We start from the raw sequence: 24617 nt of genomic DNA on the forward strand, positions 1-24617 counted from the left end.
AACATATCGGCATAACATCCTCTCGTCAGCGCATGCTATGTGTTGTGACACCCCCCATTCAACTATACAAGGAGGAAATTCGATGCGATTGAAGGTGGCTTTGCTGACAATGACGGCTGCGCTCGTGATGACGATGGGTATGACAGGTTGTACGACTCGGGATAATGTAACCACCAAGAGTGCCCGCCCGAATAACATGTACCGTTCCACAGATGGTGTTCGACCGCTTGACGGGGATTACCGCTTTAATGCCAACCGCTATAATACGAATTTTACCGGAAACGGTTACCGTACGAACACTCTAGATAACAATTTAAGCGGAACGTACGGAACGCACGGTAATTACGACGGCATGTATGGTCATGGTCGTAGCTATGATGGCATGCACGGTCGTAACTATGATGGCATGCATAGCCGTAATTATGATGGCATGCACGGTCGTAATTACGACATGAGTGGCGGACGCTATGGTATGCATTCCGCGAACAGCAAAATGGAAATGAGCCAAAAGATCGCCAATAAGATTGCAACAATTAAAGGCGTGAAATCGGCAAACGTAGTGGTGACGAATAACAATGCTTACGTTGCGGTCACAACGGAACATACAACAACGGCGCCGAAAGGCAAAATGTCTGGAATGAGTACTCATCGCCAAGATGGCCGTACTTATGGAACAAGCAAGCACGGATCTCATATGGGTACTTATGGAACAAGCAAGCACGGATCTCATATGGGTACTCATGGAACAAGCAAGCACGGTTCTCGTTCTCATATGGGTACTCAGGGGACAAGTAAGCATGGTTCTCATGCTGGCTCTTATGGGACACGTTCGACGAGCGCTAGCGATGTCCCTACTGATTTGAAAGAAAAAATTGGCAATATGGTGAAAAAAGAAGCGCCAAACTGTAACAATGTGTATGTTTCTGCCAATCCGGATTTCGTTGATCGGATGAATTATTATAATAATTATGCAGCAAACGGACAGCCACTTACCGGGTTTGCTAATGAATTCCAAGAAATGATTTACCGCATCTTCCCGACGAATGCCGGCGCTAACCCTACAGGACAGCCGACTCGATTGAACAACATGGCTCCAGGAAGATAATACGTCAAGGCTACGATGCAGGACTTGATCTCTCCGCAACAAGTATGCGTTATGCGTGCAGCAGAGAGACAAGCCCTGCATTTACATAAAAGAAGAAGTCTGTCGTTAACGTGCTTCAACCGGGATTGTTTTATGTATGCTGCCTTGTTTTTGGGGAAGGCGAAGCCCATTTTTACGAAGCACCGCACCAAGTGTAATTGCCCTTCATAGTATAACTTTGACTGTATCCCTTAACCTTGTTATATTACAAAAATTTGGGCAAGGAGGGGTGACACTTGAAGGGTAGCGATCACAAAAGCAAGTTCCTGCTGACTAATCGTGAACGCGAAGTCTTTGAATTACTTGTTCAGGACAAAACGACCCGTGATATTGCACAACAATTATTTATTAGCGAAAAAACGGTCCGAAATCACATTTCGAATGTAATGCAAAAATTGAACGTAAAGGGTCGTTCGCAAGCGGTAGTCGAGCTAATCAAGCTTGGGGAGTTAAAAATCTAACAATTAGCCCATCGCCCTGACAATTTTAGCCTTCTTGACCATATCCTACAACGGATCATGTGATAGGGGGTTCTTTGATGAGCAAGTTCGGACGACTTGCACCGAATAAATTCAAGCGTAGGACTAACAGCGTAACGTTGTTGGAATTACGCTTTATTTTTTTAACTGTATAAAAAGAAAAGCGCCTCTCTCGGAGAAGCGCTTCTGCCTATCTGCAATCGTTACATATGAGTGCTGCCTTTAACCCATACGCGTTGAATGTTCAAGTCCACGTCGGTCCAGACGAGATCCGCCTGCTTGCCGACTTCAATGCTGCCGGTTACGTGATCGATGCCAATCTGCTTGGCAGGGTTCGTGCTCGCGAGTTGGGATACTTCAGGGATAGTCAGTCCTACAAAGCTCACCATATTTTTAACAGCCTGAATCATTGTCAGTGTGCTGCCTGCTAGCGAATCGCCCTCGGTCAGACGGCATACGCCATTCCGCATGGTAACAGCCAAGCCGCCCAAATCGTACTGGCCGTCTGGCATGCCTGCAGCGGACATCGCATCAGTAATGATGACGAGCTTGCCCGGTGCCTTGGTACGCGCCAGCATCTTGATGCAGGCCGGATGCACGTGGATACCATCGGCAATGATCTCTGCCGTAATGCGATCATCGGTCAGCACCGCGCCGGCTACACCCGGATCGCGATGGTGAATCGGCGTCATCGCGTTGAACGTGTGCACTGCCTGATTCAACCCCGCGTTCGCCGCGCGAGTCACTTCATCGTATGTGGCAGCAGTATGTGCAGCCGCTGCGTTCACGGCGTGTGCTCGCAGCCAGCGGATGGCTGCAAGCGCATTGTTGCGCTCAGGCGCCAGACTGACTTGCTTCATAAGACCTGGGAAGCGCGCATGCCAATCTTCGAACCAGTCAATTTGCGGGTCAATCATGAAATCAGCGTTCTGAGCCCCTTTATATTTCGGGTTCACGAACGGTCCTTCCAAATGAATGCCGGCCAGTTGCGTATAGTTCATGCCTTGCTTCATATAGCCATCTACTGCAACCATGACCCGGTCAAGCGCCTCGCGGGATTGCGTCATCGACGTCGCGAGCATAGCAGTCGTGCCGTGCTCCATATGATATTTCGTAATAGCATCGTACGCTTCGCTAGTCGCGTCCATAAAGTCCGATCCGAAGCCGCCGTGCACGTGCAAATCAATAAATCCTGGAAGCACCCAGCCGCCTTGAGCGTCGATCGCTTCAGGAGCCCAATCCTGCTGCTGAGCTTCCGTTAACTCGGTCCACTTGCCGATAAAGGCGATGTTTCCGTCTTCGACACGGACAACACCGTCGCACAGTGTGCCGTTCGGTGTAACGACACGCGCATTGGTGAGGGTAAATGTTGAATTAGCCATGGAAATATTTAGCCGCCTCCTTGTCGAGCAATACGACGACGTTCGGGTGCGTTTGCAAGAGCGATGCCGGAACTTCCGTTGTAATCGGACCCGTTAATGCTCGGTGTACGATGTCTGCTTTATCTGCGCCACGAACGACGAGCATAATCATTTTAGCTTTCAAAATAGATCCGACACCCATCGTGACCGCTTGCTTGGGCACTTCGTCAATGGAATCGAAGAAGCGCGCGTTCGCTTGGCGAGTCTCTTCTTTTAGGGTAACAATATGGGTACCGCCGTGCAAGTTCTGATCGGGCTCGTTGAACCCGATATGACCGTTATGCCCGATGCCTAACACTTGCAAATCAATTGAAGCGTCAGCCAGCATTTCATCGTATAGCTTGCATTCTTGCTCTAGGTTCTCCGCGTTGCCATTCGGCACGCGCGTATTTTCTTTATTAATATCGATATGATCGAATAACTGCTTATTCATAAAGGATAAGTACGTTTCCGGATGACCTGCAGGCAGACCGACATATTCATCCAGGTTGAAAGAACGAACGTTTTTGAAGCTCACGTAGCCTTTTTCATTTAAGCGGATTAATTCTTGATAAATGCCAATCGGGCTGCTGCCGGTAGCGAGACCGAGAACCGCATTCTGCTTCGTCTGGACAAGGCTTGCGATAATGCTTGCCCCGATTTGATTCAATTCTTCATTCGTTTGAAAAGTTAACAGATTCATGTGATTGTTACCTCCCTTTATCTTTACGGTACTTGCGTACCATACGATACGATTGCTCCAGCTTGGGGATGTGCTCGTCGAATTGCTCGCTGACCATGCCCGCAAACAAAATGTCAATAATGTGAAGCTGCGCGATGCGCGATGCCATGTCGCCGCGTCGAATGCCTTCTTCTAAGGAAGAAGCGCAAATAGAGATGTCTGCTAGTGAGGCGAGCCGATTGACGCCGACCTTCGTTAAGGAAATGGTCGTGGCGCCGCGTTCCTTCGCACACTGCAGAGCTTCAATCGTCTCCGGCGTTTCCCCAGAATAGGAAATGGCAAAGGCAACGTCTTCTTCGGTAAGGTTCGCAGCAGAAGTGATTTGCATATGAGGGTCGGGGAAACAAGTGGCCCGCTTCCCAATGCGAATGAGCTTTTGATAGAAATCCATTGCTACGATGCCTGAAGTCGCCATGCCATATAGATCGATTTGCCGCGCTTGCTGAAATGCAAGCAGCGTACGTTCCAAGGTGATAATATCCAGTAGCCGTGTCGTATCCGATATAGAACGGATGTGATTGGACTCAATAGCTGAAATAATATCTCGCAGGGGATTACCTGCAATAATATCTTGGTAGGATAACGGTGTTGTCTGTTGAGCCAAATCAGCTGCAAGCTTTGTCTTGAAATCGGGGTATCCGCGAAAATGAAGCGATTTGCAAAATCTGGTCACCGTAGCGGCGGACGTTCCCGATTGTTCGGCAAGCTCCGTGATGCCCATCGACACTACATTGCCCGGAAATTGCAAAATGTAATCGGCTACCTTGCGTTCCTGGGGATGAAAGTCGTGCGCTTGCTGCCGAATCGCATGCAATATACTGGACAATAAAATCATCCTCTTACGGTTGGATTTGATGAAAATAATTTTAATTATTTTCACTCTATTTATGAAAATTATTTCAATGCCACTTTAATCATAGTAAATAAGCGGCCGTATTACAAGCTGAAAGTGAAAAACACCACAATTTCATCACACTTGCTGCAACGCCCGCTCAACGATGCGATTACTATTGCCCTAATTGACGCTGCTCGCGGAATTGGCGCGGGGATAGGCCCAGGCGGTTTTTGAATGTGCGATGAAAATAAGAATAGCTTTGAAAGCCGCACATTTCTGCAATTTGCTCTAGCGGCATATAGCCATGCAGTATCCGTTCACAAGCCATAGTCAACCGGACATGTATCGCATAATCCATTACGGATTGATGAAATGTCTCTTTAAATATATGAGAAGCGCGCGATATGCTTAGCTGCACTGCTTCCGCCACTTCATTCAGCGTGAATGCCTCAGTTGCGTTCATTTCGATATAATGCTTCATCTGATGCGCCAGCTGTGTGCTTCGTTTCATATTTTGGAACGAAGGATGGGAGCGCTCCGTCAGCGTGCGGTCCAGCATATGGTAGAAGGCGAAGGTCAGATGTCTGACAATATCGTTCATGTTGTTGCTGCCGAACAGACGCTGCTCTTGCATAATATCCCGCCATAGCGAAAGCAGCCGGTCATCGATGCCAAGCACTGCTTTGCCGGGACGCTCCCGCTTGTTCCACCAGGAAGCGATCCAAGGACCATTGATAATGAAATAATAGTCAAGGCTGTGCACCTTAGGGAGCGGATCCAATGTGCCCGGATTGCGGTAGCCTATCTGCAAATCGTAGTATTGTCCGGGCGCGAGCAGCAGCATATCTCCGGGTTTGAACGCTTCGAAGCGATCTTCAAGCCATACGTGGGCGCTGCCTTCAAGCTGGATTCGTACAAGATAGTGCTTCAGCTCTGGAATAACCATGCTCATCGGTTTGCTGTGCCGGGCGTATCCTGAGAACATCAAAGTGAAGTCTTTATCTGTTTCAATCGATGGGGACATTGTTTCCTCCTGTCGCAATCGGTTTTGATTTACAATAATTATAGCAAATATAGCAAGATAGTTCATCTTAAAAGGATATCCTTCATTCACACTAGGGAGGCATTGTGGCACAATGAAGGCAGTTCATTGAAAACCTTTTCAATCAGGCAAAAAAATGTTGTTTATTCGTTATTTTTCATATAAAAATGAGGTGGAACAGGTGAAGATTGGATTACAGTTATACACCGTAAGGGACGAGACTGCTAAGGATTTCGTCGGCACTCTGGAAAAAGTAGCGGCAATGGGCTATGACGGAGTTGAATTCGCTGGTTACGGCGGATTGCAGCCGCAGGAACTGGCTGCGACGCTGGAACGGTTGAATTTGCAAGCCGCCGGATCCCACGTCAGCATCGAGCAGCTGATCGATCATTTGGATGAACAGATCGAGATGAACGTGGCAATCGGCAACCGTCACGTAATTTGCCCCGGATTGGGCGAGTCACGCTACAATACGCTGCCGGCTCTTCAAGAGACAGCGGCACATTTCGCACGTGCGGCAGAGCGTCTTGCGGAGCATAACATTAAGCTGGGCTACCACAACCACGATTTCGAATTTACGACCAAGCTGGGTGAGGAGACGATGTTCGACACGCTGTTCCAGCAGCTCCCTGCGGAGAAGCTCTTTACAGAGCTTGACGTATGCTGGGTACAGTATGGCGGATATGACCCGCTCAGCGTAATCGCCCAATATAAAGGACGTATCCCGCTCGTGCACTTCAAGGATTTGAAGCGTACAGAAGAGGGCAAGCCGTTGACCGTAGAGCTGGGTCTTGGTGAATTGGATTTGATGGCCATCGCGCAAGCGTCGAAGGATGCCGGAGCTGAATGGCTTATCGTTGAACAGGATGAATGCCAACGCCCGAGCTTGGCAAGCGTTGAGAACAGCCGTCAATGGATTAAGAGCAACTTGGGCAAGTAATTGGCACATTTGCACATCTTCGTTATGGTCATGTCCATCAAGTCATGACCATAACGATAAAACGATGAACCCACAATAATATTGTCGATTTTGAGGAGGAAACTAATAATGTCTAACGTTTATAAAATTGCGATTATCGGATGCGGCGGCATCGCCAACGGCAAGCATTTGCCTAGCTTGTCCAAATTGAATAACATCGAAATGGTTGCATTTTGCGATATCGTGGTAGAACGCGCTGAAGAAGCGAAAGCCAAATACGGTAATGAAAATTCCAAAGTATATAGTGATTATAAAGAATTGCTGCAAGACAGCAGCATTGATATTGTACACGTATGTACGCCGAACGATTCCCACGCGGAAATCTCGATTGCAGCGTTGGAAAGCGATAAGCACGTCATGTGCGAGAAGCCGATGGCGAAGACGGCGGTAGACGCGCGCCGCATGGTGGAAGCTGCAAAGCGTTCAGGCAAGAAGTTGACCGTCGGCTACAACAACCGCTTCCGCTCCGATAGCCAGTATTTGAAGCAGCTGTGCGAAGACGAAACATTCGGAGATATCTACTATGCGAAGGCTCACGCGATTCGCCGCCGTGCCGTTCCGACTTGGGGCGTGTTCTTGGATGAAGAGAAGCAAGGCGGAGGCCCGCTCATCGATATCGGAACGCACGCGCTTGATCTGACGCTGTGGATGATGGACAATTACGAGCCGAAGGTCGTTCTTGGCACAGCCTATCATAAGCTCAGCAGCCGTGAGCAAGCAGCCAATGCATGGGGTCCATGGGATCCGGAGAAATTTACGGTCGAGGATTCGGCGTTCGGCATGGTCGTAATGAAGAACGGCGCGACCATTATGCTGGAATCCAGCTGGGCGCTCAACACGACGCAGGTCGGCGAAGCGAAGTGCACGCTATGTGGAACCGAAGGCGGAGCGGATATGGTGAACGGGCTGAACATTAATGGTGAAAAGCATAGCCGTCTGTATCAGCAGAAGATCGAACTCGACTCAGGCGGCGTTGATTTTTATGACGGTGAAACAGAAAACGCTCCAGATTTGGAAATGCGCCTATGGATCGACGCGATTGAGCAAGATAAGACACCGGTCGTGACAGCAGAGCAAGCATGCGTCGTCTCTGAAATTTTAGAAGCGATATATGAGTCGGCTCGCACGGGCAAAGCGATTTATTTCGAATAAAAGAGGCAGACAGCAAGTCATCATCCCGCACAGGGCTGATTTACCGAAGGAGGTCTAGCAATGAAATTAGGTGTATTTACAGTATTGTATGGACAATTACCGCTAGAAGAAGCATTGGATACGATCGCAGCCAAAGGCGTGGAGGCAGTCGAGATCGGCACTGGAGGCTATCCCGGCAACAATCATTGCAACCCGCACGAACTGCTCGCTGACGATAGCAAAATAAAGGCGTTCAAGCAAGCTGTGGAATCCCGTGGCTTGATGATCAGCGCATTGAGCTGCCACGGCAATCCACTTCATCCGCAGAAAGAGATTGCCAAGCAATTCCATGAGGACTTCATGGCAACGCTAGACTTGGCGGCGAAGCTGGAAGTTCCGATCGTAAATGGTTTCTCTGGCTGTCCAGGGGATCATGAGGGAGCGAAATATCCGAACTGGCCAGTCGCGCCTTGGCCAAACGATTATCAAGAAATATTGGATTGGCAATGGAAAGAAAAGGTGATTCCATATTGGACAGAAGTTGGTACGTATGCCACTGAGCGCGGACTCAAGATTGGCCTTGAGCTGCACGGTGGATTCTCCGTTCATTCCCCTGGCACGATGCTTCGCTTGCGCGAGGCGGTTGGGGAAGCCGTCGGCGCCAACCTCGATCCGAGCCATATGTGGTGGCAAGGTATCGATCCGGTGCAGGCGGTTCGTATTCTCGGACAAGAGAACGCGATCTATCACTTCCATGCTAAGGATACGACGATTGATCCGATCAATGTGAACAAGCACGGCATTACGGATATGCAGTCGTACTCGATGATGTTGGATCGCGCATGGCAGTTCCGCACGGTCGGCTATGGACATGATATGAAGACGTGGGCTGATATTATTAGCGCACTTCGCCTGGTAGGTTACGATTATGTCGTAAGCATTGAGCATGAAGACGGTTTGATGTCGATCGACGAAGGCTTCACGAAAGCAGTGCAGAACTTGCAACCGATTTTGATGAAAGAGCCGCTCGGCGAGATGTGGTGGGTATAATATCCCACACAGGTTCATATAGAGGCAACGCCCCCGCTTCTCTTCACGCCATATAATTGCTGAAGAGAAGCGGGGAATGTGAGAGGAGACAGACACCGATGACTAAACAACTCAATGTCACGATTTGGAACGAACACCGCCATGAACATAAGAACCCGAAGGTCGCTGAAATCTATCCGAATGGAATTCACGGTGCCATTGGAGAAGGTTTGGAATCAGAATTTCACGTACGTTACGCCACATTGGATATGCCGGAGCATGGCTTAACCGAAGAGGTGTTGAACGCAACGGATGTCCTGCTCTGGTGGGGCCATATGGCGCATAACGAGGTTGAAGAGACGATTGTAGAACGCGTATATCAACGTGTGCTGCAAGGAATGGGACTTATCGTTCTGCACTCTGGTCACTTCTCCAAAATATTCAAGAAGCTCATGGGTACGGGCTGTGACTTGAAATGGCGCGAAGCAAACGACAAAGAGCGTTTATGGGTCGTCTCTCCGGGGCATCCAATAGCAGAAGGCATTGGGGAGTATATTGAGCTGGAACAAGAAGAGATGTACGGAGAACACTTTGATATTCCTGAGCCGGACGAGCTAGTGTTCGTAAGCTGGTTCACCGGTGGAGAAGTATTCCGCAGCGGATGCTGCTACCATCGCGGGATGGGCAAAGTCTTCTATTTCCGTCCAGGTCATGAAACGTATCCGACGTATTACAATGAACAGGTTCGCCGCGTCATTTATAATGCGGTGAATTGGGCTAAGCCTTCAACACGTTCTTATCCTGCGTATGGCAACGCGAAGCCGCTTGAAAAATTAAACTAGTATCGGGAACAAATGGGGCGCCTGCAAGGGCGCCTTTTACTATTTTAAAGAGGTTCGAGAGAATGTGTAGCATTTGATGATTAGTTCGTTTGTTATGACAAACGAACTTTTTTTGCGTTTATCGGTCCACAAGTGCGAGTTCAAAAAGTAAAAATAATCTAGGTAGTTCCAAATTTGCTCTATGTTGCAGCTCAGCAGTTTCCGTTACGATAGAAATGTAAGCAATTACATTTTAAAAAGTGGAGGTCATACAACATGAAGCGAACATGGATAATGTTATGCATACTCACGTTGGTAGCCACGATGTTTGCCGGGTGCGGCAACTCCAAGCCGGCAGCCGAAGAGACGATAAAAGGCGGCGAAACCACGACGCAAACATCGAAAGACGAAGAAGGTAAACCGGATTTTGAGAACAAAGAGCTGAATATTGCCGTATTTGAAGGCGGCTTCGGCCGAGCTTATTGGGAAGAAGTGATCAGCCGCTTCGAACAAGAATATCAAGGGGTTAAAGTAAATATGACGTCCAACCCGAAAATTATGGATATCATTAAGCCGCAAATCGTTGCAGGCAATCCACCGGATTTTATTTATGCACCGATGACTGACAACACAGGCACTGTCCAGACGATGATTAAAGAGAAAGCATTGCTGGAATTGAACGACGTGTTCGACTCCACACTTACAGGAGAGTCGGCGCCACTCAAGGATAAAATGGTAGACAGCATATTAAATTACGCGGCGCCGCACAGCGATGGCAAAATCGTCGTAGCTCCATTTAATATCTCGACGCTTGGCATGTGGTATAACGCCGATTTGTTCGAGAAGAAGGGGTGGAAAGCGCCAGAAACATGGGACGAGTTGTTTGCGATGCACGATACTGCGCAGCAAGATGGCCGCTTCCTATTTACGTATCAAGGCATTTACCCGACCTACAATGACAACATCGTATTCCCTAGCATTGCGTCGGCAGGCGGACAGCAAGCGATCGAAGATGCAGCAAGCTACAAAGAGGGCGCATTCCAATCGGATGCCGTTCGTAAAGTGTTCGGACTGTTCGACACCATCGCGCAAAAGGGCTATTTGATGCCAGGTACCGTTGCGATGAACCATACGCAGGCACAAACGGAATTTTTAAAAGGAAAAGCGTTGTTTATTCCTAACGGAAGCTGGTTCGAAGGCGAAATGAAGGACGCGCCTCGTGAAGAGGGATTCCGCTTCGGATTTATGGCGCCGCCGATATTCAACAAAGGGGATGACCGTTACGCTTTGACTGTATATGAAGGCTTGTTCATCCCGAAAAAGGCGAAAAATCCCGAGTTGGCAAAAGAGTTCATCAAGTTCCAATATCGTGATGACAGCATCAAATTGAACGCCGAGAAGACGACGGGAATCGTTGCCGTGAAGAATGCTTCCGGGCTCGTGAAAGATTTTGTGCCAGAATCGGTGTATAACTCGATTAAAATTTTTGAAGAAGGCGTTAAGCCGCTTATATTCCAGTGGAACGTCACACCGAAGACGGAAATCAATATCAACAAAGAAATGTTCGATGCGATTAGCAGCGTGATGAACAAGGATATGACGGTGGAGCAGTGGATCGAGCGCATGGAAGGCTACGCTACGAAATTGCGTGAGTTGTCGCAGTAAATATATAGAGGCATAGATAAGGATAGGATCTTGCGGGAGTCCCCCCGGCTCCCGCAAGTATTACACACTGAGGGATGTGGACCGAATGAATACGAAATCAAGACAATGGTTCCTCGTGTTCTGTACCCTGCCCGCGCTAATCATCTTTTCGATTTTTGCCTTGTATCCATTTTTCCAGGCAATCGTGATGGCTTTTTATGATTGGAGCGGGATGTCAGACGAAGTGACGTTTATCGGTTTGAAGAACTTTGAAACTTTGATTCATGACCCGAAAGTATGGACGGCATTAACGAACAACGTGTTTTTACTCCTAGTTGTACCTACGATTACGATGGGTTTTTCGCTCTTGTTCGCTGTTCTGTTGACGCGGCGCAAGCTGCGTGAAACGACATTTTACCGTACGATCTTCTTTTTCCCGAACGTGCTGGCGATTGTCGTCATCTCGATCTTATGGTCGTTCATTTATCATCCGACATTCGGCATCCTTAATTCCTTCCTGGAAGCTGCCGGCTTGAATTCATGGATACATGCTTGGTTAGGTGAGAAATCTACCGTTCTGTGGGCACTTATTTTTCCTATGGTGTGGCAGGCAATCGGTTACTATATGATCATTTATATCGCGGCTATCCAAGGGATTCCGAACGATATATATGAAGCGGCCGTTATCGACGGCGCCAGCGAGTGGAAGCAGTTTACCCATATGACGGTCCCGCTTATTTGGGGCATTTTGCGGATTACGATTATTTTCTTCTTTATTCAAGTGTTCAACCAGAGCTTTGTCTACATTCAAGTCATGACTGACGGCGGGCCGGACGGATCATCGGAGATCTTGATGACCTATATGTACAAGCAGGCGTTCCAGAACGGGAACTTCGGTTATGCAATGGCGGTCGGCGTGTTTATGTTATTCATTTCCCTGACGTTATCCTTCATCAGCGACAGGCTGATGGGGCGAGACGCAGTGGAATATTAGGAGGGGTGCTACGATGCAGAACAAGTTCTCATTCCGGAAATTTATGGGCAACCTTCCCGTCCGTATCCTATTGCTCTTGTACAGTTTAGCGGTGCTCTATCCATTGTTCTGGACGGTCACCACCTCGTTTAAGACGACAGAAGAATTTTATGAAAATCCGTGGTCGCTGCCTAGCAGCATTTCATTTACGAACTATGTGAATGCGTTTGAGAAGGCGAGCATTGGCCATTACTTCATGAACTCCGTATTCGTGACGGTTATATCGGTCACACTGTGTGTGTTCGTATCCTTCATGGCCGCTTACGCTATTGCACGCTCTAAGTCGAGAGTGATGGGCTGGCTGCGCAACGCCTATATGTCGGCATTATTTATTCCTTCTGCCTTTATGATCGTGCCGTTATTTCTGCTGCTCGGCAAAATCCACTTGCTGGACAGCTTGTGGGGGTTGATTATCGTATACGCGTCTGTGAACATTCCGTACACGATATTTCTATTAATCGGATTTATGTCCAGCATTCCAAAAGAATATGAAGAAGCGGCTTCGATTGACGGTTGCTCGAACACGAAGATTTTGTTCCAAATTATCGGACCGATGGCCAAGTCATCCCTTATCACGGTTATCATTTTTAACTTTATGGCGGCCTGGAACGAATATATTATGGCGTTGTCGTTCATTACGACGGAGACGAAACGTACACTACAGCTAGGCCTTGTCTATTTGATGGAAATACAGCGGTTCTCCACCGATTGGGGGGCGCTCTTCGCAGGCCTCGTCATCGTCATGGTGCCGACAATCGTCGCTTACTCGCTCCTGCAGCGTCAAATGACGGCTGGCATCAGCATGGGCGGGCTAAAAGGCTAGGCGCAAAGGCGCGTTTTGAAGCTATCAATCACATGGACCGATATGCGTCAGCGATGACGTGTGTCGGTTTTTTTATTGCTCTGAACCTCATCACGTTTCTTTTCCCGAAGAAGGTATGTCTGTTTCATCCATTGCTCCACTCTCCCCATCATTCAGAATGGCAGTTCCCCTTATTTTTATTACCGAAAATGTTGCCGAGCCCCATCTTATAAGGTACGACTGAAGGCGAGAGTTTTTGCGCATTGACAAGGATGTGGAGACCTACAGCTTTTCTCATGCTTGGCGAAATTAAAGATTGATCATTGCAGCGGACAACACTAGGATAGATGATAAGTTGAATTTCATCAGGGGGATGAACAGATATGACATCTTCATTGAAAGGAGCGCGCACGGGATTGGCCGCTGTGCAGTGGCTCTTTTTTATGTTTACGAACACGATCGTCATTCCTTTGACGATTGGCCATGCGTTCCAGCTTCCGCCGGAGGAGATTGCATTTACGATGCAGCGAGCGTTTCTTTTGACGGGAGCGGCTTGCTTGCTGCAAGGCTGGTTGGGGCACCGCTTGGCGCTCATGGAAGGACAGGCTGGCTTATGGTGGGGCGTCATCATCAGTCTGTGCGCTTCGGCGCCATCGATGGGTCTATCCTTGCCGGAACTGGGCGGCTCACTTGCTGTCGGCGTCATGCTGTCCGGGGCTGCGGTCATTGTCCTGGGATTGCTCGGCTTCGGAAGCATACTGCAGCGTTGGTTCAATTCATTCGTCATGTTCGTCGTGCTTACGCTGTTAGGTGCCCAATTAGTGTTCATTTTTGCTAAAGGGATGCTCGGGCTGAATGACAGCGGGACCATTGACCCTGCCGTTGCAGGTTTGTCCATTGCGATTGTCGCGCTTACGTTATGGCTCAATATTCGGGGCCGAGGATTCGCACGCAATTTCTCGATTCTTATCGGCATTGTCGTAGGATGGGCCGCTTACGTCGTGCTCTTTCCTGCAGCGGAAACGGTGCCGGCTGCTTCCGGATTTGCATGGCGCCCCTTCGTCTGGGGGGAGCCCGATCTCCATCAGTTGAATGCAGGCATCATACTCATGTCCTTCATAACCGGGCTGCTCAGTCTGTCCAATACTGTGGCTACGCTGAAAGCGGCGGAAGAATTGTACGGCCGGCCGACGACCGTATGCCAATATAAGGGTTCTTTTACCGTAACAGGCTTTATGTATATCTTGAGCGGCATATTTAGCTTGGTCCCTTTTGCTACGTATGCGTCTTCTATCGGATTTCTCCAGTCGACGCGCATTACTGAACGACGCCCATTTATGATAGGAGCTTGTGCATTTGCGCTGTTCGGTGTGTTTCCTCCAGTGGCGCAATGGTTTGCTTCTATGCCGCTGACGGTAGGCAATGCCGTGCTTTTTGTTGCCTACTTGAGCATGTTTGGCTCTGCGCTGCGCCATTTGGAAGGAATACGATTAAGTGCCCGTACCATTTATCGGGTGGCTCTGCCTATTTTTGTCGGGCTTGCTTGGATGACGATTCCGAATGAAGCATGGGTGCAAATCCCTGCGTTAGTGCGGCCGCTCGTATCGAACGGATTGCTGATGGGCATTTTGCTAACTTTACTATTGGAATGGCTCGTTCCCTGGGAACGATTGGATGTATGACTTGTTCTGTATTTATTGCTGAATATCGCTATAGCGGTCAGAGCCTTGAGGAAAGAAATATATACGCCGGTAGGCAGATTGGGATTATATGCCACTACCCAGGTTCATGTCTATGCCTCGGATGGAATCCATGAGTATCCGCTCATTGATAGCAAAAGCTGACTTAGTGAAAACAACTGAGGTCAGCTTTTCGCTATGCAAACCTGAGTGCAAACGTTACAATGTAATAATAGACAATTTGAGGTGATAACAATGGCAGAATGGTACGAACGGAGCTTCGGTCGTGACTATTTACTTGTATATAAGCATCGGGATTTTCAAGGGGCAACCGAGGAAGTCCACCGCATGATGGATTGGCTTATGCTGCCGTCCTCTGCGACCGTATTGGATTTATGCTGCGGAATGGGCAGACACGCGCTTGCGCTCGCCGATGCCGGCTATCAGGTGACAGGCATAGACTTATCGGAGGTGCTGCTGCACGAGGCCGTGGAACATGATGCAGAAGGAAAGGTTACATTCATACGCGGTGATATGCGTGAACTTCCGGTGGATGGTCCTTATGATGCAGTGGTGAACTTATTTACTTCATTCGGATATTTTACAGATAACGATGACAATGCACGGGTATTTCAACAAATATTCCGCGTATTGAAGCCGCAGGGACGATATATTGTAGATTTCCTGAATCCGTCCTACGTTAAGCACCATTTGGTGCCGCAGTCGAAGCGTGAAGCCGAAGGAACCCTCATTCAGGAACGCCGCCGGATTGAAGCCGGATTCGTGAAGAAGGACATTACGTTAACCGATATGGTGACGAACGACGAGCGGCAATATGAAGAGCGCGTCCGTCTGTATGAGCTTCCGGATTTCGAAGCCATGATGAGGGAAGCAGGGCTTCAATTGGATGCCGTATACGGAGGCTATGACGGCACGCCTTACGCTGAACAGCAGGCGGCGCGGATGATTATGGTCGGGCATAGACCCTGACCGGCCGGTACATAAATAAACGGACGGAGGCCGAGAAATGACGGTGAAGTTGGATTACGCCGCCGAGCATATCATTCAAGTCAAAGTTCCGCTGCCGTTCTCCCTGCGATGGGTCAACGCTTATTTGCTGGAAGGGGAGGAAGGGTGGACGATCGTCGATCCGGGTTTGCGGACGGAGCAGGCGGAACGGACATGGGAAGAGGTATTTGCCCAACTGCACATCAACAGCGGCGATGTGGCGCAAATCGTTCTTACCCATTATCATCCCGATCATCTAGGCATAGCGGGCGAGCTGCAGCGGCAATTCGGCGCACCGGTATGGCTGTCGGAGACGGGGTGGCGTCATGCGCAGATGCTGTGGGATTCTTCCCAGACGATGGCGTCCGCCATGCAGCTGTTATTTGAAGAGCACGGCGCGCCTGATGAGGTCGTGCAGGCCATAGGCGAACATATGGACAGCTTCATTCCGCTTGTGTCTCCGCTTCCGCAAGTCAGCTATATTCGAGACGATCAAAAAGTTGCCTTTGGCGGCCGTAGTTGGAACACGATTGAGACTCACGGCCACGCTCCCGGGCATATGAGCTTCTATGACGAAGCAAGCGGTATTCTGGTCGCCGGGGATCATGTGCTGCCGCAAATTTCTCCGAATGTAAGCTTTATGCCAGGAAGCGATCCAGAGCCGCTTTATTCTTACATGACCGGACTTAAGCGGCTGTTGCAACTGAAAGTCAATCTGGCGCTGCCGGGTCATCGCCATCCGTTCAGTCACTATTCCTCTCGCATCGAGGAACTGCTGCGCCATCACGAAGAGCGTCTCGCCGGGATCGCCGCTTCCTTGACAGAGCCTCGCACAGCCTATGAACTGTGCTGCACTTGGTTCGGCTCGTTGGAGCGGTTGACGGTGCATCAGTTCCGGTTCGCTATGGGGGAGATGATCGCTCATCTGCTGGAGTTGGAGCGTCGGGGGTTGGCGCAGAAGCTGCAACCGCTGCATACATGGCAATGGACAACAACATCCGACAGATAGCGTGTTGCATCCGAATCAGAATAGCGCCATTTGCGTAAACATAATAAGGTCATACTTTAAGAGGTTGTTCGAAAAGTCCACTTGTGATCACGCACTTTAACGGGGAAAGGGAGTGCAATCATTGCCATGAACACACGCGTCAAAATGAAAATATGGAACGTAACTGCGCTCACGTTGCTGCTTGTCGGTTTAATATTAATCTTTTATCCCAAGTGGGTGCAGTATGTGGAACAACAGCGAGAGTTGCATTTGCTGACCGAATGGGACGCTATTCCGAAGGAAAGCTCTTACGCGGATAACTTGGCACAGCCGCTACTCTCCAAAGTATCTCTCCCTACATCTGATGTACGAACTCCAGAACCAGATCCTGAAGTGATGATAGACGGCATACCATTATATGGCGCCATCTCGATTGAGAAAATCGATTTGCGGGAGCCGATGCTTGCGGGAGCCACAGCACAGTCGTTGAAGCATGGAAGTGGAGTCGTAGTGCCGAATCGCACGCCGGGCACGGGGAACTTCGTTCTAGCGAGTCACCGCAGCCAAACATTCGGAAGGCACTTCAATCGGCTTGACGAACTCGAAGCCGGCGATGAAATTAAGATCGAAACGACGAACAACACATATGTATATAAGGTGAATACGAAGTTTATAGTTGAGCCAGAAGACTTGTCCGTGCTTGATCAGAACAAGGATGACAAGGAATTGACGCTGATTACTTGCGAACCGATGGATAATCCGACACATCGGCTCATTATTAAGGCCCTTCTCGGTGCTGAAAAGTGACCTTTTTGATTACGCACTTAAAGTTGGAGCGGAAAGCTGCAATGAAAGCCGCCACATCTTATTCATGCGGCGGCTGTGCGTGCTTGTCCGTAACATGCTTGTCCAGAGTGTGGCGTCAAAGATTTGGAGTATAAAAGTTTTGCGTGTAGAACACATTTGATTTGCCCCCGAAGGATATTCCGACGCCCAGTTGTTCATAATCCCCCATTATATTTTTGCGGTGCTTGCTAGAGTTCATCCAGTCCTCGTGGACAAAGATGGCGCTTGTCTGGCCGGCTGCAATGTTTTCTCCAGCCACTTTGTAAGTGATGCCGTCCTTTTTAATCCGATCGAAAGGTGTTTTTCCGTCAGGGTCGTTATGGTTGAAAAAATTTCTGCTCTTCATATCTGTGCTATGTTTGCGTGCTGTATCCGCAATAACATCGTTCCACTCGTATGGTTCCTTGCCGTAGCGCACGCGGATAGCATTGGTCAGATCGAACACTTCCCGTTCAAAGCTTTCACGCAAGCGTTCACTAGGCGTACCATAGTATCCTTTAAACGCTAATTCCGTTTCCGCAGCGATAAGCTGAATCGCCGTAACCGTACCCTGCTGGTTTAAATCGTAAAATACGGTTGCATACAGGTCCCCAACTCGATGAATGCTCAGCTTGCCGCCGTTGTCTTTGTAATTATAATTGGTGTTCCCTTTTTTTATCCTGGTGAGTGCGGGGCCGAGTGCAGCTTCCACCTCTGATTTCGTCGAACCAAATTGAATGCCGCTCGCGGATGTCCAATCTTGGGCGTTCGTGTAGAGAGCTACTACTTTGCTGTTATTTACGCCGACTTGCAAGTACCGCTTATAATTGTGATTGTAGATAAACCATTCAAAGCCGTATTCGCTTACATCTTTGCGGGCTGGTTCTCCTAACACATCAATCAAAGCTTGTTCGCTCATGCCGATGGATACGCCTTGCACAATGAAATCAGTTTGGTTCTTTGAACTTGACTTCGCAATCGTCTGGGTATAACGGTCAGATGAGCCGCTTGATGCAGTCGCGGGATGTTCATTGGCTGCATATGCTGATTGAGAGGAACAGAACAAGGCCGCAATCATAATGGTGACGAATAAGGGTACATACCACTTTCCTCGTTGTGTATAATGCTGTCGTCTGTATACCGCAGCGTTATTAGTGCCTAATATTGAAACAACACGTTTCGACATAATACCATCTCCCATTCTTTTAGAGGTTGTTCAAAAAGTCCGCTGCTCATGTAGTCTCGCCTGCACTGCGCTGCTCCTTACAAATTTTGCGGAGCAAAACTCGCTTCGGAAGCATACGCTTCGAGTTCCTGCAACCTTCTCGGTGCTGACAACCGACCTTTTTGAACACGCACTTTTAAGATTTATGCTTGAATGAGATGAATAACGGTATGTTAGGGCGACGACAAAAAGCGCCGCCCTAACGGCGGCGCTCAAATAAGCGCAACGACAAATGTCGCAATTAGGGCAACCCGGCTGTCATCGCATGTATACACATGCATTAGACCCGTGGCTTTGCGTCCTCTGCTTTCGCTAGAGTTTGCCGTTATCCATTTCTTCATATCAATATAACTATCTCCACTATATATGAGTCAGAAAAGGTTGTACATACTATTTTGGGCATTACAAGCCGTGAGGCATCTTTCCTTGACGGCTAATTGGTTAGTTTTGCGCGAATATTTTTTGTCGTGCTAACCATGCGACGAGTGCTAATGCACATAAGATGATACCTATCACGGGCGCGACAGGAGCGTCTTCGCCTGTTTGAGGCAGCGTATCCGTATTTTTCGGAGTGGATTTTGGCTGTTCATCCTTGTTTGGCTCGGAGTCGGTATCGCCATCTACCTCGGTATCATTAGCGTCATCGTTATTTTCATCTTGTTCTCCTTCAGTGTTGTCTCCTGGATAATTGACATCGGAAGGTTCATCTCGATCTGAATCCGGATTAGATGGCTCAGACGGTCTATCAGGCTCCGTCGTTGGATTCGGTGTAGATGGATCCCCTCCGGAATTGTCTGACCCGCCTGGTCGATCAGGATCGGGATCTGGGCCTGGTGCCGACGGTTTGCGAATCAGTCCCGCATCGATTGTCATGTTATGCTCACCTTGGGCAAGAGCTATGACATCTGTCCACCCGTCCTTATAAGCGTCGGAATCAAGTGAACGATCGTCTCCTGCACCTGTCAAAGTGAAGGTGTAGCCGTCCGGTGCAATGAATCTGACCTTATAATCGCCTGCATCCAAGTTATCGAAGAGATAGTATCCAGGCTTGCCTGATTCGTACACTGCGCCAGTAACCGTATCTTTGTATACCGTTTCTGTTACCGTCGAGCTTAGCCATTTACCGTCAGCATCATACAGTTGTACGGTAATGCCGTTCATGCCAGTGTCCCCGTCATCCTGAATTCCATTGCGGTTCGCATCGAACCAGACGTAATTGCCGATGGCACCTTTGTTAGGTTCAACTGGATCTACCGGTTTGCGAACGAGTCCCGCATCGATTGTCATGTTATGCTCGCCTTGGGCAAGAGCTATGACATCAGTCCACCCGTCCTTATAAGCGTTGGAATCAAGTGCCCTATTGTCGCCTGCGTCTTTCAGAGTGAAGGTATAACCGTCCGGTGCAAAGAATTTGACCTTATAATCGCCTGCATCCAAGTTATCGAAGAGATAATAACCGGACCTGTATACATAGTCAGTCACAGTCGGATCATACACAGAACCCGTTACTGTAGGATCATACACCGAATTCGTAACTGTACTGTAGTATACGGAGCGGGTCACTGTGGAAGTGAGCTTCTTGTTGCCATCCTTGTTGTACAGTTCCACTGTAACACCATTCAAGCCTGTATTCTCGTCATCTTGAACTCCATTGCCGTTTGAGTCAATCCAGACGTATTTGCCGATTGCTCCCTTTTTCGGTTCAGGGTTAGGCGGGAGTTTTCTCTTTACTAATCCGGCATCGATGTCATGGCGTTTATCGCCTCTATTGAGCTCAATGATGTCCGTCGTGCCTTCTGGCTTGGCGTCGGAATCAAGGTTCCTGTCATCGCCTGCACCTTGTTTAGTGAACCCCGTATACTCTTCTGGAAGATGGAACTTTACAAAATATTTACCTTTATCTAGTCCTGTAAACAGATAGTAGCCTGGGTTCCCTTCATGATCGTCACCTGTCAACGTGGCTTCCAGAAGTTCCTTACTGTCGGCGTCATATAATTCTACTTTGACGCCGTTGACGCCTAAATGGGAATCATTCGTCTGAATTCCGATGCCATCTTTATCAAACCAAACATAATTCCCGATCTCAGCCTTCGGACTATTCTTGATTTTAATTCCTACCTTGAGCGGTTCGGCTGGCAACAGGTCGGTATTTGTGTCGGTCCGTGAAGCCGTGAAGCCGAAAGAATTCCATGCGATCTCCTCATCTCCGACCGGTGCCCCAACAGGCGACCGCATCGTCCATTCCAGCACTTTCGTTTCCCCAGGTTTTAAAGCAGTTTGCTGCGCAAACACGAATTTCAGAGCTTTCACCGTCGTCAGATCTTGCGGCGGTTCGGTGCTCCACGAGCCCGTCGTCATGGATACATTGTCACTTGTGCTGTAGTAGACGTCCACATCCTCGTACTTAATCGCCTCTGTTAGAATAGGACTCCACTTGCTGTCACGCGGTGATCTATCAATTACGCCGATATCGCCTTTGCGCGGAAGAACATCAACGATCGTTACCTTTTTTACGTCAACAGTGCCGGAGTTTTTTACTTCCAGCTTGTAGTTGATTTTGCCACCGGATGAGACGGTTCCTGTAGCCGGATATTTGGACCATTGTCCGTTGTCCAGATCGCCCTGCACATACTTCACCGCTTCAAGATTGGTAGCCGAATTAACGTTGATTGTTACATTGCTATAGACGTACCATTTGCCATCTTTGAACTTTTGGTTGTCAAAGTTTTTAGGGAAGCTGTTCACATAAGTTTGCGTTGCCGATGTAACTTCCACTTCATTATCGATCGTGCCTGTCGTTACGCCTGTGCTCACATTGGCGTCGAATGTAATGATGAGCGTCTTGTTCGGCTCCAGAGTAAAGGTATCTGGACCCCACGTCCAAATGAGCTTGCTTCCTTGGCTGTTGAGATCTTCTCGTTTGAAATCTGGAGTTGGCACAGCGCCTTTCTCCATATCCAACTTCCAAGAGCTTTCTACATACTCCAGCTCTCGCGGCAGCAAGTCAGATACGATCGGATCTTTAAAAGGGACGCCGTTCGGGCTTTTATTCGTCACTTTGAGTGTATACGTGACTTTGTCGCCTGGCTTGAATGAGGAGCCATTAGCATATTTCTCCACTTGAATGAGCGGACGTTCGGCAACGGCGAGAGCCTTGATTGCATCCCAATGCTCTTTCCGTTCCGTACCATATCCGTATTCCAACTTGGCATAGTTAATGATCTGCTTCCATTGCTTGTTGTGGAAACGAGCCTCTTCATCGGATGGCAGACCATTTTCCTCGTCTAAATATCCATATTTGTGATCGGGAAATTTTTGATTTAAGAGCGGGAAACTTCCGTATTTGTACCCGTCTTGTTCCACGTCCTTGTAAGACGTGAACGTATAACGCAATTGCAGTGCATTTTGTTGCTGGAAATGAAGCGGTACATTGCCGAATACGAGCCGAATTCCTTTAATTTCCTCAGGCTTTACCGAAGGGAGATCTTTGGCGTCTACTCTATACTCAGAAGGGAAGGATAGGGCGCTTCTCCAAATTTTCCAATCTCCTTCATCGGGTTCATGATTTGTCGTATATTCCAAGCTGTAAGAGCCAAGCTGCTCTCCGGCAAATCTAGGGAGATCGATAAACTCCAAGGTCATGCCCTTGGGTGTCATGTCGGTTATCTTCACATTGTCCAACGGCACGTTGGACGAGTTGCTGAGACCTCCGATCGAATAGGTGACTCCCTGTCCTTCTGATAGTTCTTTTTCCGCGCCGTCCCAGATCTGTTTGTAGATCCACATGCCGCCATTAGGTTCTTTTATAAATCCGTGTTTAGCCTCAGCTTTGAGATTATCAAGCGGATTTTCGCCCAATGGCTGCAAAGAAGCCGCAGCTTTATTCATTACCCCGGAACCTTTATATACGACTTTGCCATGTTCATCAATTATTTCGACTGGCGGGTCGTCTTTAACAAGTTCAAGCACATTTTCTGGATAAGACACGGTGACGAGAATAGTTGCGGAACGATCTTTTGGTTTGTTGTTCAGCTTATCGGCGTCGATGTCCCATGTCAGTGTTTGACCCTTCTGGGAAGATGGCGCAGGTTCAGCCTTTATGAACGCAGCTGCGTCCGGCAAAATGTCAGTAATGGTCACATGGCTTACGTTAAGATTTCCGTATTTTTCTGAATTGTTTTTTCCCTTTATATCTTTGAGCGTTATTTGATAGGTGACATTAGTTCCGGGCCGAGGTTGAATTCCCTCAACGGGAACGACCCGCTCCTTTACGAGCGCCCATTCTGCGGAAGCGACTGCCGTGACGGCAGCGGTATTGAACTCGACAGGCGTGCTGTCAGGGCTGCGTTTAAAGGCGACATTTGTTGAAGCAGTCGTCCCGTTAGGCGTTGTATAGTTAGGGAAACGAGCGTTGACCTGCAGTGTTCCTGTCTTGCCGGACGCTGTGTCAGCTTTAAAGGTAAACGTGACCTTGCGCTCCTGATCGTCATACTCTCCTAGTGCGAATTCGTCGCCTTTAATGCCATTCCCATCATCATTAACGAGTTCGACACCTTCGGGCAGGGGGAGTTCGATAACAGCACTTGAGAAATCTCCCGTTGTACTGGAAAGACTGTAATCGATCGTATAAGTAAACGTCTTTCCAGTCAGCACCTCTTGTTCGTTCACGCTCAACCTGATGATGCTGCCATCGCCTGATGCATCATTGGCATGTGCCGCTGCAGGGGACAGCACGACATTCAATACAAGCACTAACGCCCATACAATCGCCTGAAACTTCTTGATTCTCTTCATACGGATGGTTCCTCCTTTCCTCGATTTTCATTTCTGAACTTGGTAACGCGCTGAATCTCGAAACTAAGGCCAATAATTGCAGCACACCTCCTTGAAATAGGGACAAGTCGCGCCTGCATCATGGCTTTTGCTTCTTGTCCATGAAAACGATTGGTTTCATTCATATCCCAAGGCGCTTTCCTACGGTATATTAAATGATCCATCTATACAAAATCTGAAACGTGGATTGAAATTGCGTATTGTTAGGCATCCGCACAAAAAAAGCTGATGATCACCGCAACCGGTTTTCATCAGCTCTATTTATCGTGCCTATTCATTTTTGCCGCAATTGCTCCATTTCCTTCTCGCGTTCGGCCTGCTTCCTATGGGCGATTCTACTGCTGGCCGCCGCCGCGATGGCTCCGACGATATCGTCCAGGAACGTATGTATTTGACCGTCCTGCTTATCGTTCAGCTTCTCTAGAATGCCTGGCTTTAGCTTATCGACATAGCCGAAGTTCGTAAATCCGATGCTTCCATATACGTTAACAATGGAGAATGCAAGCACCTCATCCACACCATACAAGCTCTCGTCGTTCTCCACCATTTCCTGAAGGGCGGGAATTAGTTTGCCTTCTTCAGCCATAATGTCGAGCTGGATACCCGTCAATACGGCATTCTGAACTTCACGCTTATTGAGCACCTGCTCCACATTATATATGCAGTACTCCATCGTCAGTTCCGGGAAATACTTCTGCTGCAGAAACATGACGATCTCCGCGATTTTATCTAGGGTCACACCACGTTTCAACAGCCATTCGCGCGTAGCACTTTCCACTTTTTCACTATCTAGGCTATACGGTTTTTTTGCTTCAGGAGAAACGGTTGGTTCGAGCGGTTGAATCATAGCAGTCACCTCTTTTTCTTTCACTCCCATATCATTTCTTCGGATGGGTACTCTTATGTATACGACAATGATACACCCAATACCTTCATCCTCTACTTAAAAGAGGAGGAGGCAATTGCCTTAAAGTGCGT

At 48.5% G+C, this 24617-nt stretch carries 20 protein-coding genes and 1 riboswitch; of the genes, 13 read left to right on the top strand and 7 right to left on the bottom strand.

The annotated features are described in order from the left end of the window. Window positions 1-82 precede the first annotated feature (82 nt). Together LQV63_RS12650 and LQV63_RS12655 are read left to right on the top strand one after the other, a co-directional pair. Window positions 83-1105, top strand: coding sequence for a YhcN/YlaJ family sporulation lipoprotein (locus LQV63_RS12650; protein ID WP_233696985.1), 1023 nt, complete (start codon window positions 83-85; stop codon window positions 1103-1105). A 275-nt stretch (window positions 1106-1380) separates the two neighbouring features. Next, a complete protein-coding gene (locus tag LQV63_RS12655; protein WP_019422432.1) occupies window positions 1381-1605 on the top strand; it encodes a helix-turn-helix domain-containing protein in 225 nt (74 codons plus the stop codon). Window positions 1606-1826: 221 nt separating this feature from the next. On the opposite strand, the gene nagA is transcribed toward LQV63_RS12655, so the two are convergent. The 4 genes from nagA to LQV63_RS12675 all read right to left on the bottom strand — a co-directional run bounded on the left by nagA (window position 1827) and on the right by LQV63_RS12675 (window position 5624). After that, window positions 1827-3005 (bottom strand): N-acetylglucosamine-6-phosphate deacetylase, encoded by a 1179-nt coding sequence (nagA, locus tag LQV63_RS12660; RefSeq protein ID WP_019422430.1) that lies wholly within the window; start codon window positions 3003-3005, stop codon window positions 1827-1829. Next, the gene (gene nagB / locus LQV63_RS12665) at window positions 2998-3726 is read right to left on the bottom strand and encodes a glucosamine-6-phosphate deaminase (protein ID WP_019422429.1); all 729 of its coding nucleotides are present in this window, start codon (window positions 3724-3726) and stop codon (window positions 2998-3000) included. Before nagB ends, nagA begins: the two co-directional genes overlap by 8 nt. A gap of 7 nt (window positions 3727-3733) precedes the next feature. Beyond that, window positions 3734-4591, bottom strand: a complete 858-nt coding sequence (locus tag LQV63_RS12670; protein ID WP_233696986.1) for a MurR/RpiR family transcriptional regulator — start codon at window positions 4589-4591, stop codon at window positions 3734-3736. A 181-nt stretch (window positions 4592-4772) separates the two neighbouring features. Further along, entirely contained in the window at window positions 4773-5624 is an 852-nt protein-coding gene (locus LQV63_RS12675) for a helix-turn-helix transcriptional regulator (protein ID WP_233696987.1), read from the bottom strand. Window positions 5625-5823: 199 nt separating this feature from the next. On the opposite strand from LQV63_RS12675, the gene LQV63_RS12680 reads away from it, so the two are divergent. The 11 genes from LQV63_RS12680 (at window position 5824) to LQV63_RS12730 (ending at window position 17563) form a co-directional block, all read left to right on the top strand. Beyond that, a complete protein-coding gene (locus tag LQV63_RS12680; RefSeq protein WP_019422426.1) occupies window positions 5824-6582 on the top strand; it encodes a sugar phosphate isomerase/epimerase family protein in 759 nt (252 codons plus the stop codon). Between the two features lie 108 nt (window positions 6583-6690). After that, entirely contained in the window at window positions 6691-7773 is a 1083-nt protein-coding gene (locus LQV63_RS12685) for a Gfo/Idh/MocA family protein (RefSeq protein ID WP_019422425.1), read from the top strand. A gap of 60 nt (window positions 7774-7833) precedes the next feature. After that, a complete protein-coding gene (locus tag LQV63_RS12690) occupies window positions 7834-8802 on the top strand; it encodes a sugar phosphate isomerase/epimerase family protein (protein WP_233696988.1) in 969 nt (322 codons plus the stop codon). 98 nt (window positions 8803-8900) lie between these two features. Beyond that, a complete protein-coding gene (locus tag LQV63_RS12695; protein ID WP_019422423.1) occupies window positions 8901-9623 on the top strand; it encodes a ThuA domain-containing protein in 723 nt (240 codons plus the stop codon). 255 nt (window positions 9624-9878) lie between these two features. Continuing rightward, the gene (locus LQV63_RS12700) at window positions 9879-11267 is read left to right on the top strand and encodes a carbohydrate ABC transporter substrate-binding protein (RefSeq protein WP_233696989.1); all 1389 of its coding nucleotides are present in this window, start codon (window positions 9879-9881) and stop codon (window positions 11265-11267) included. An 85-nt stretch (window positions 11268-11352) separates the two neighbouring features. After that, complete coding sequence (locus LQV63_RS12705; protein WP_233696990.1) at window positions 11353-12240, top strand: carbohydrate ABC transporter permease; 888 nt, start codon at window positions 11353-11355, stop codon at window positions 12238-12240. Window positions 12241-12253: 13 nt separating this feature from the next. Further along, complete coding sequence (locus LQV63_RS12710) at window positions 12254-13102, top strand: carbohydrate ABC transporter permease (RefSeq protein WP_233696991.1); 849 nt, start codon at window positions 12254-12256, stop codon at window positions 13100-13102. 362 nt (window positions 13103-13464) lie between these two features. Then, window positions 13465-14763 (top strand): uracil/xanthine transporter, encoded by a 1299-nt coding sequence (locus LQV63_RS12715; protein ID WP_233696992.1) that lies wholly within the window; start codon window positions 13465-13467, stop codon window positions 14761-14763. A gap of 252 nt (window positions 14764-15015) precedes the next feature. Next, window positions 15016-15750 (top strand): class I SAM-dependent methyltransferase, encoded by a 735-nt coding sequence (locus LQV63_RS12720; protein ID WP_019422418.1) that lies wholly within the window; start codon window positions 15016-15018, stop codon window positions 15748-15750. 37 nt (window positions 15751-15787) lie between these two features. Further along, window positions 15788-16777: an MBL fold metallo-hydrolase gene (locus LQV63_RS12725; RefSeq protein ID WP_233696993.1), complete on the top strand. Its 990-nt coding sequence runs from the start codon at window positions 15788-15790 to the stop codon at window positions 16775-16777. A gap of 126 nt (window positions 16778-16903) precedes the next feature. Further along, window positions 16904-17563, top strand: a complete 660-nt coding sequence (locus LQV63_RS12730; RefSeq protein WP_233696994.1) for a class D sortase — start codon at window positions 16904-16906, stop codon at window positions 17561-17563. A 115-nt stretch (window positions 17564-17678) separates the two neighbouring features. Here LQV63_RS12730 and LQV63_RS12735 read toward each other — a convergent pair whose 3' ends face one another. The 3 genes from LQV63_RS12735 to LQV63_RS12745 form a co-directional block, all read right to left on the bottom strand. Continuing rightward, a complete protein-coding gene (locus LQV63_RS12735; protein WP_233696995.1) occupies window positions 17679-18767 on the bottom strand; it encodes a CAP domain-containing protein in 1089 nt (362 codons plus the stop codon). Window positions 18768-19048: 281 nt separating this feature from the next. Then, window positions 19049-19140, bottom strand: a riboswitch (cyclic di-GMP riboswitch). A gap of 107 nt (window positions 19141-19247) precedes the next feature. Further along, window positions 19248-23600, bottom strand: coding sequence for an SdrD B-like domain-containing protein (locus tag LQV63_RS12740; RefSeq protein WP_233696996.1), 4353 nt, complete (start codon window positions 23598-23600; stop codon window positions 19248-19250). Between the two features lie 313 nt (window positions 23601-23913). Continuing rightward, complete coding sequence (locus LQV63_RS12745) at window positions 23914-24486, bottom strand: phosphatidylglycerophosphatase A family protein (RefSeq protein WP_233696997.1); 573 nt, start codon at window positions 24484-24486, stop codon at window positions 23914-23916. Window positions 24487-24617 lie beyond the last annotated feature (131 nt).

The organism is Paenibacillus profundus (assembly GCF_021369635.1).
In the GTDB taxonomy this organism is placed as follows: domain Bacteria; phylum Bacillota; class Bacilli; order Paenibacillales; family Paenibacillaceae; genus Paenibacillus_B; species Paenibacillus_B profundus.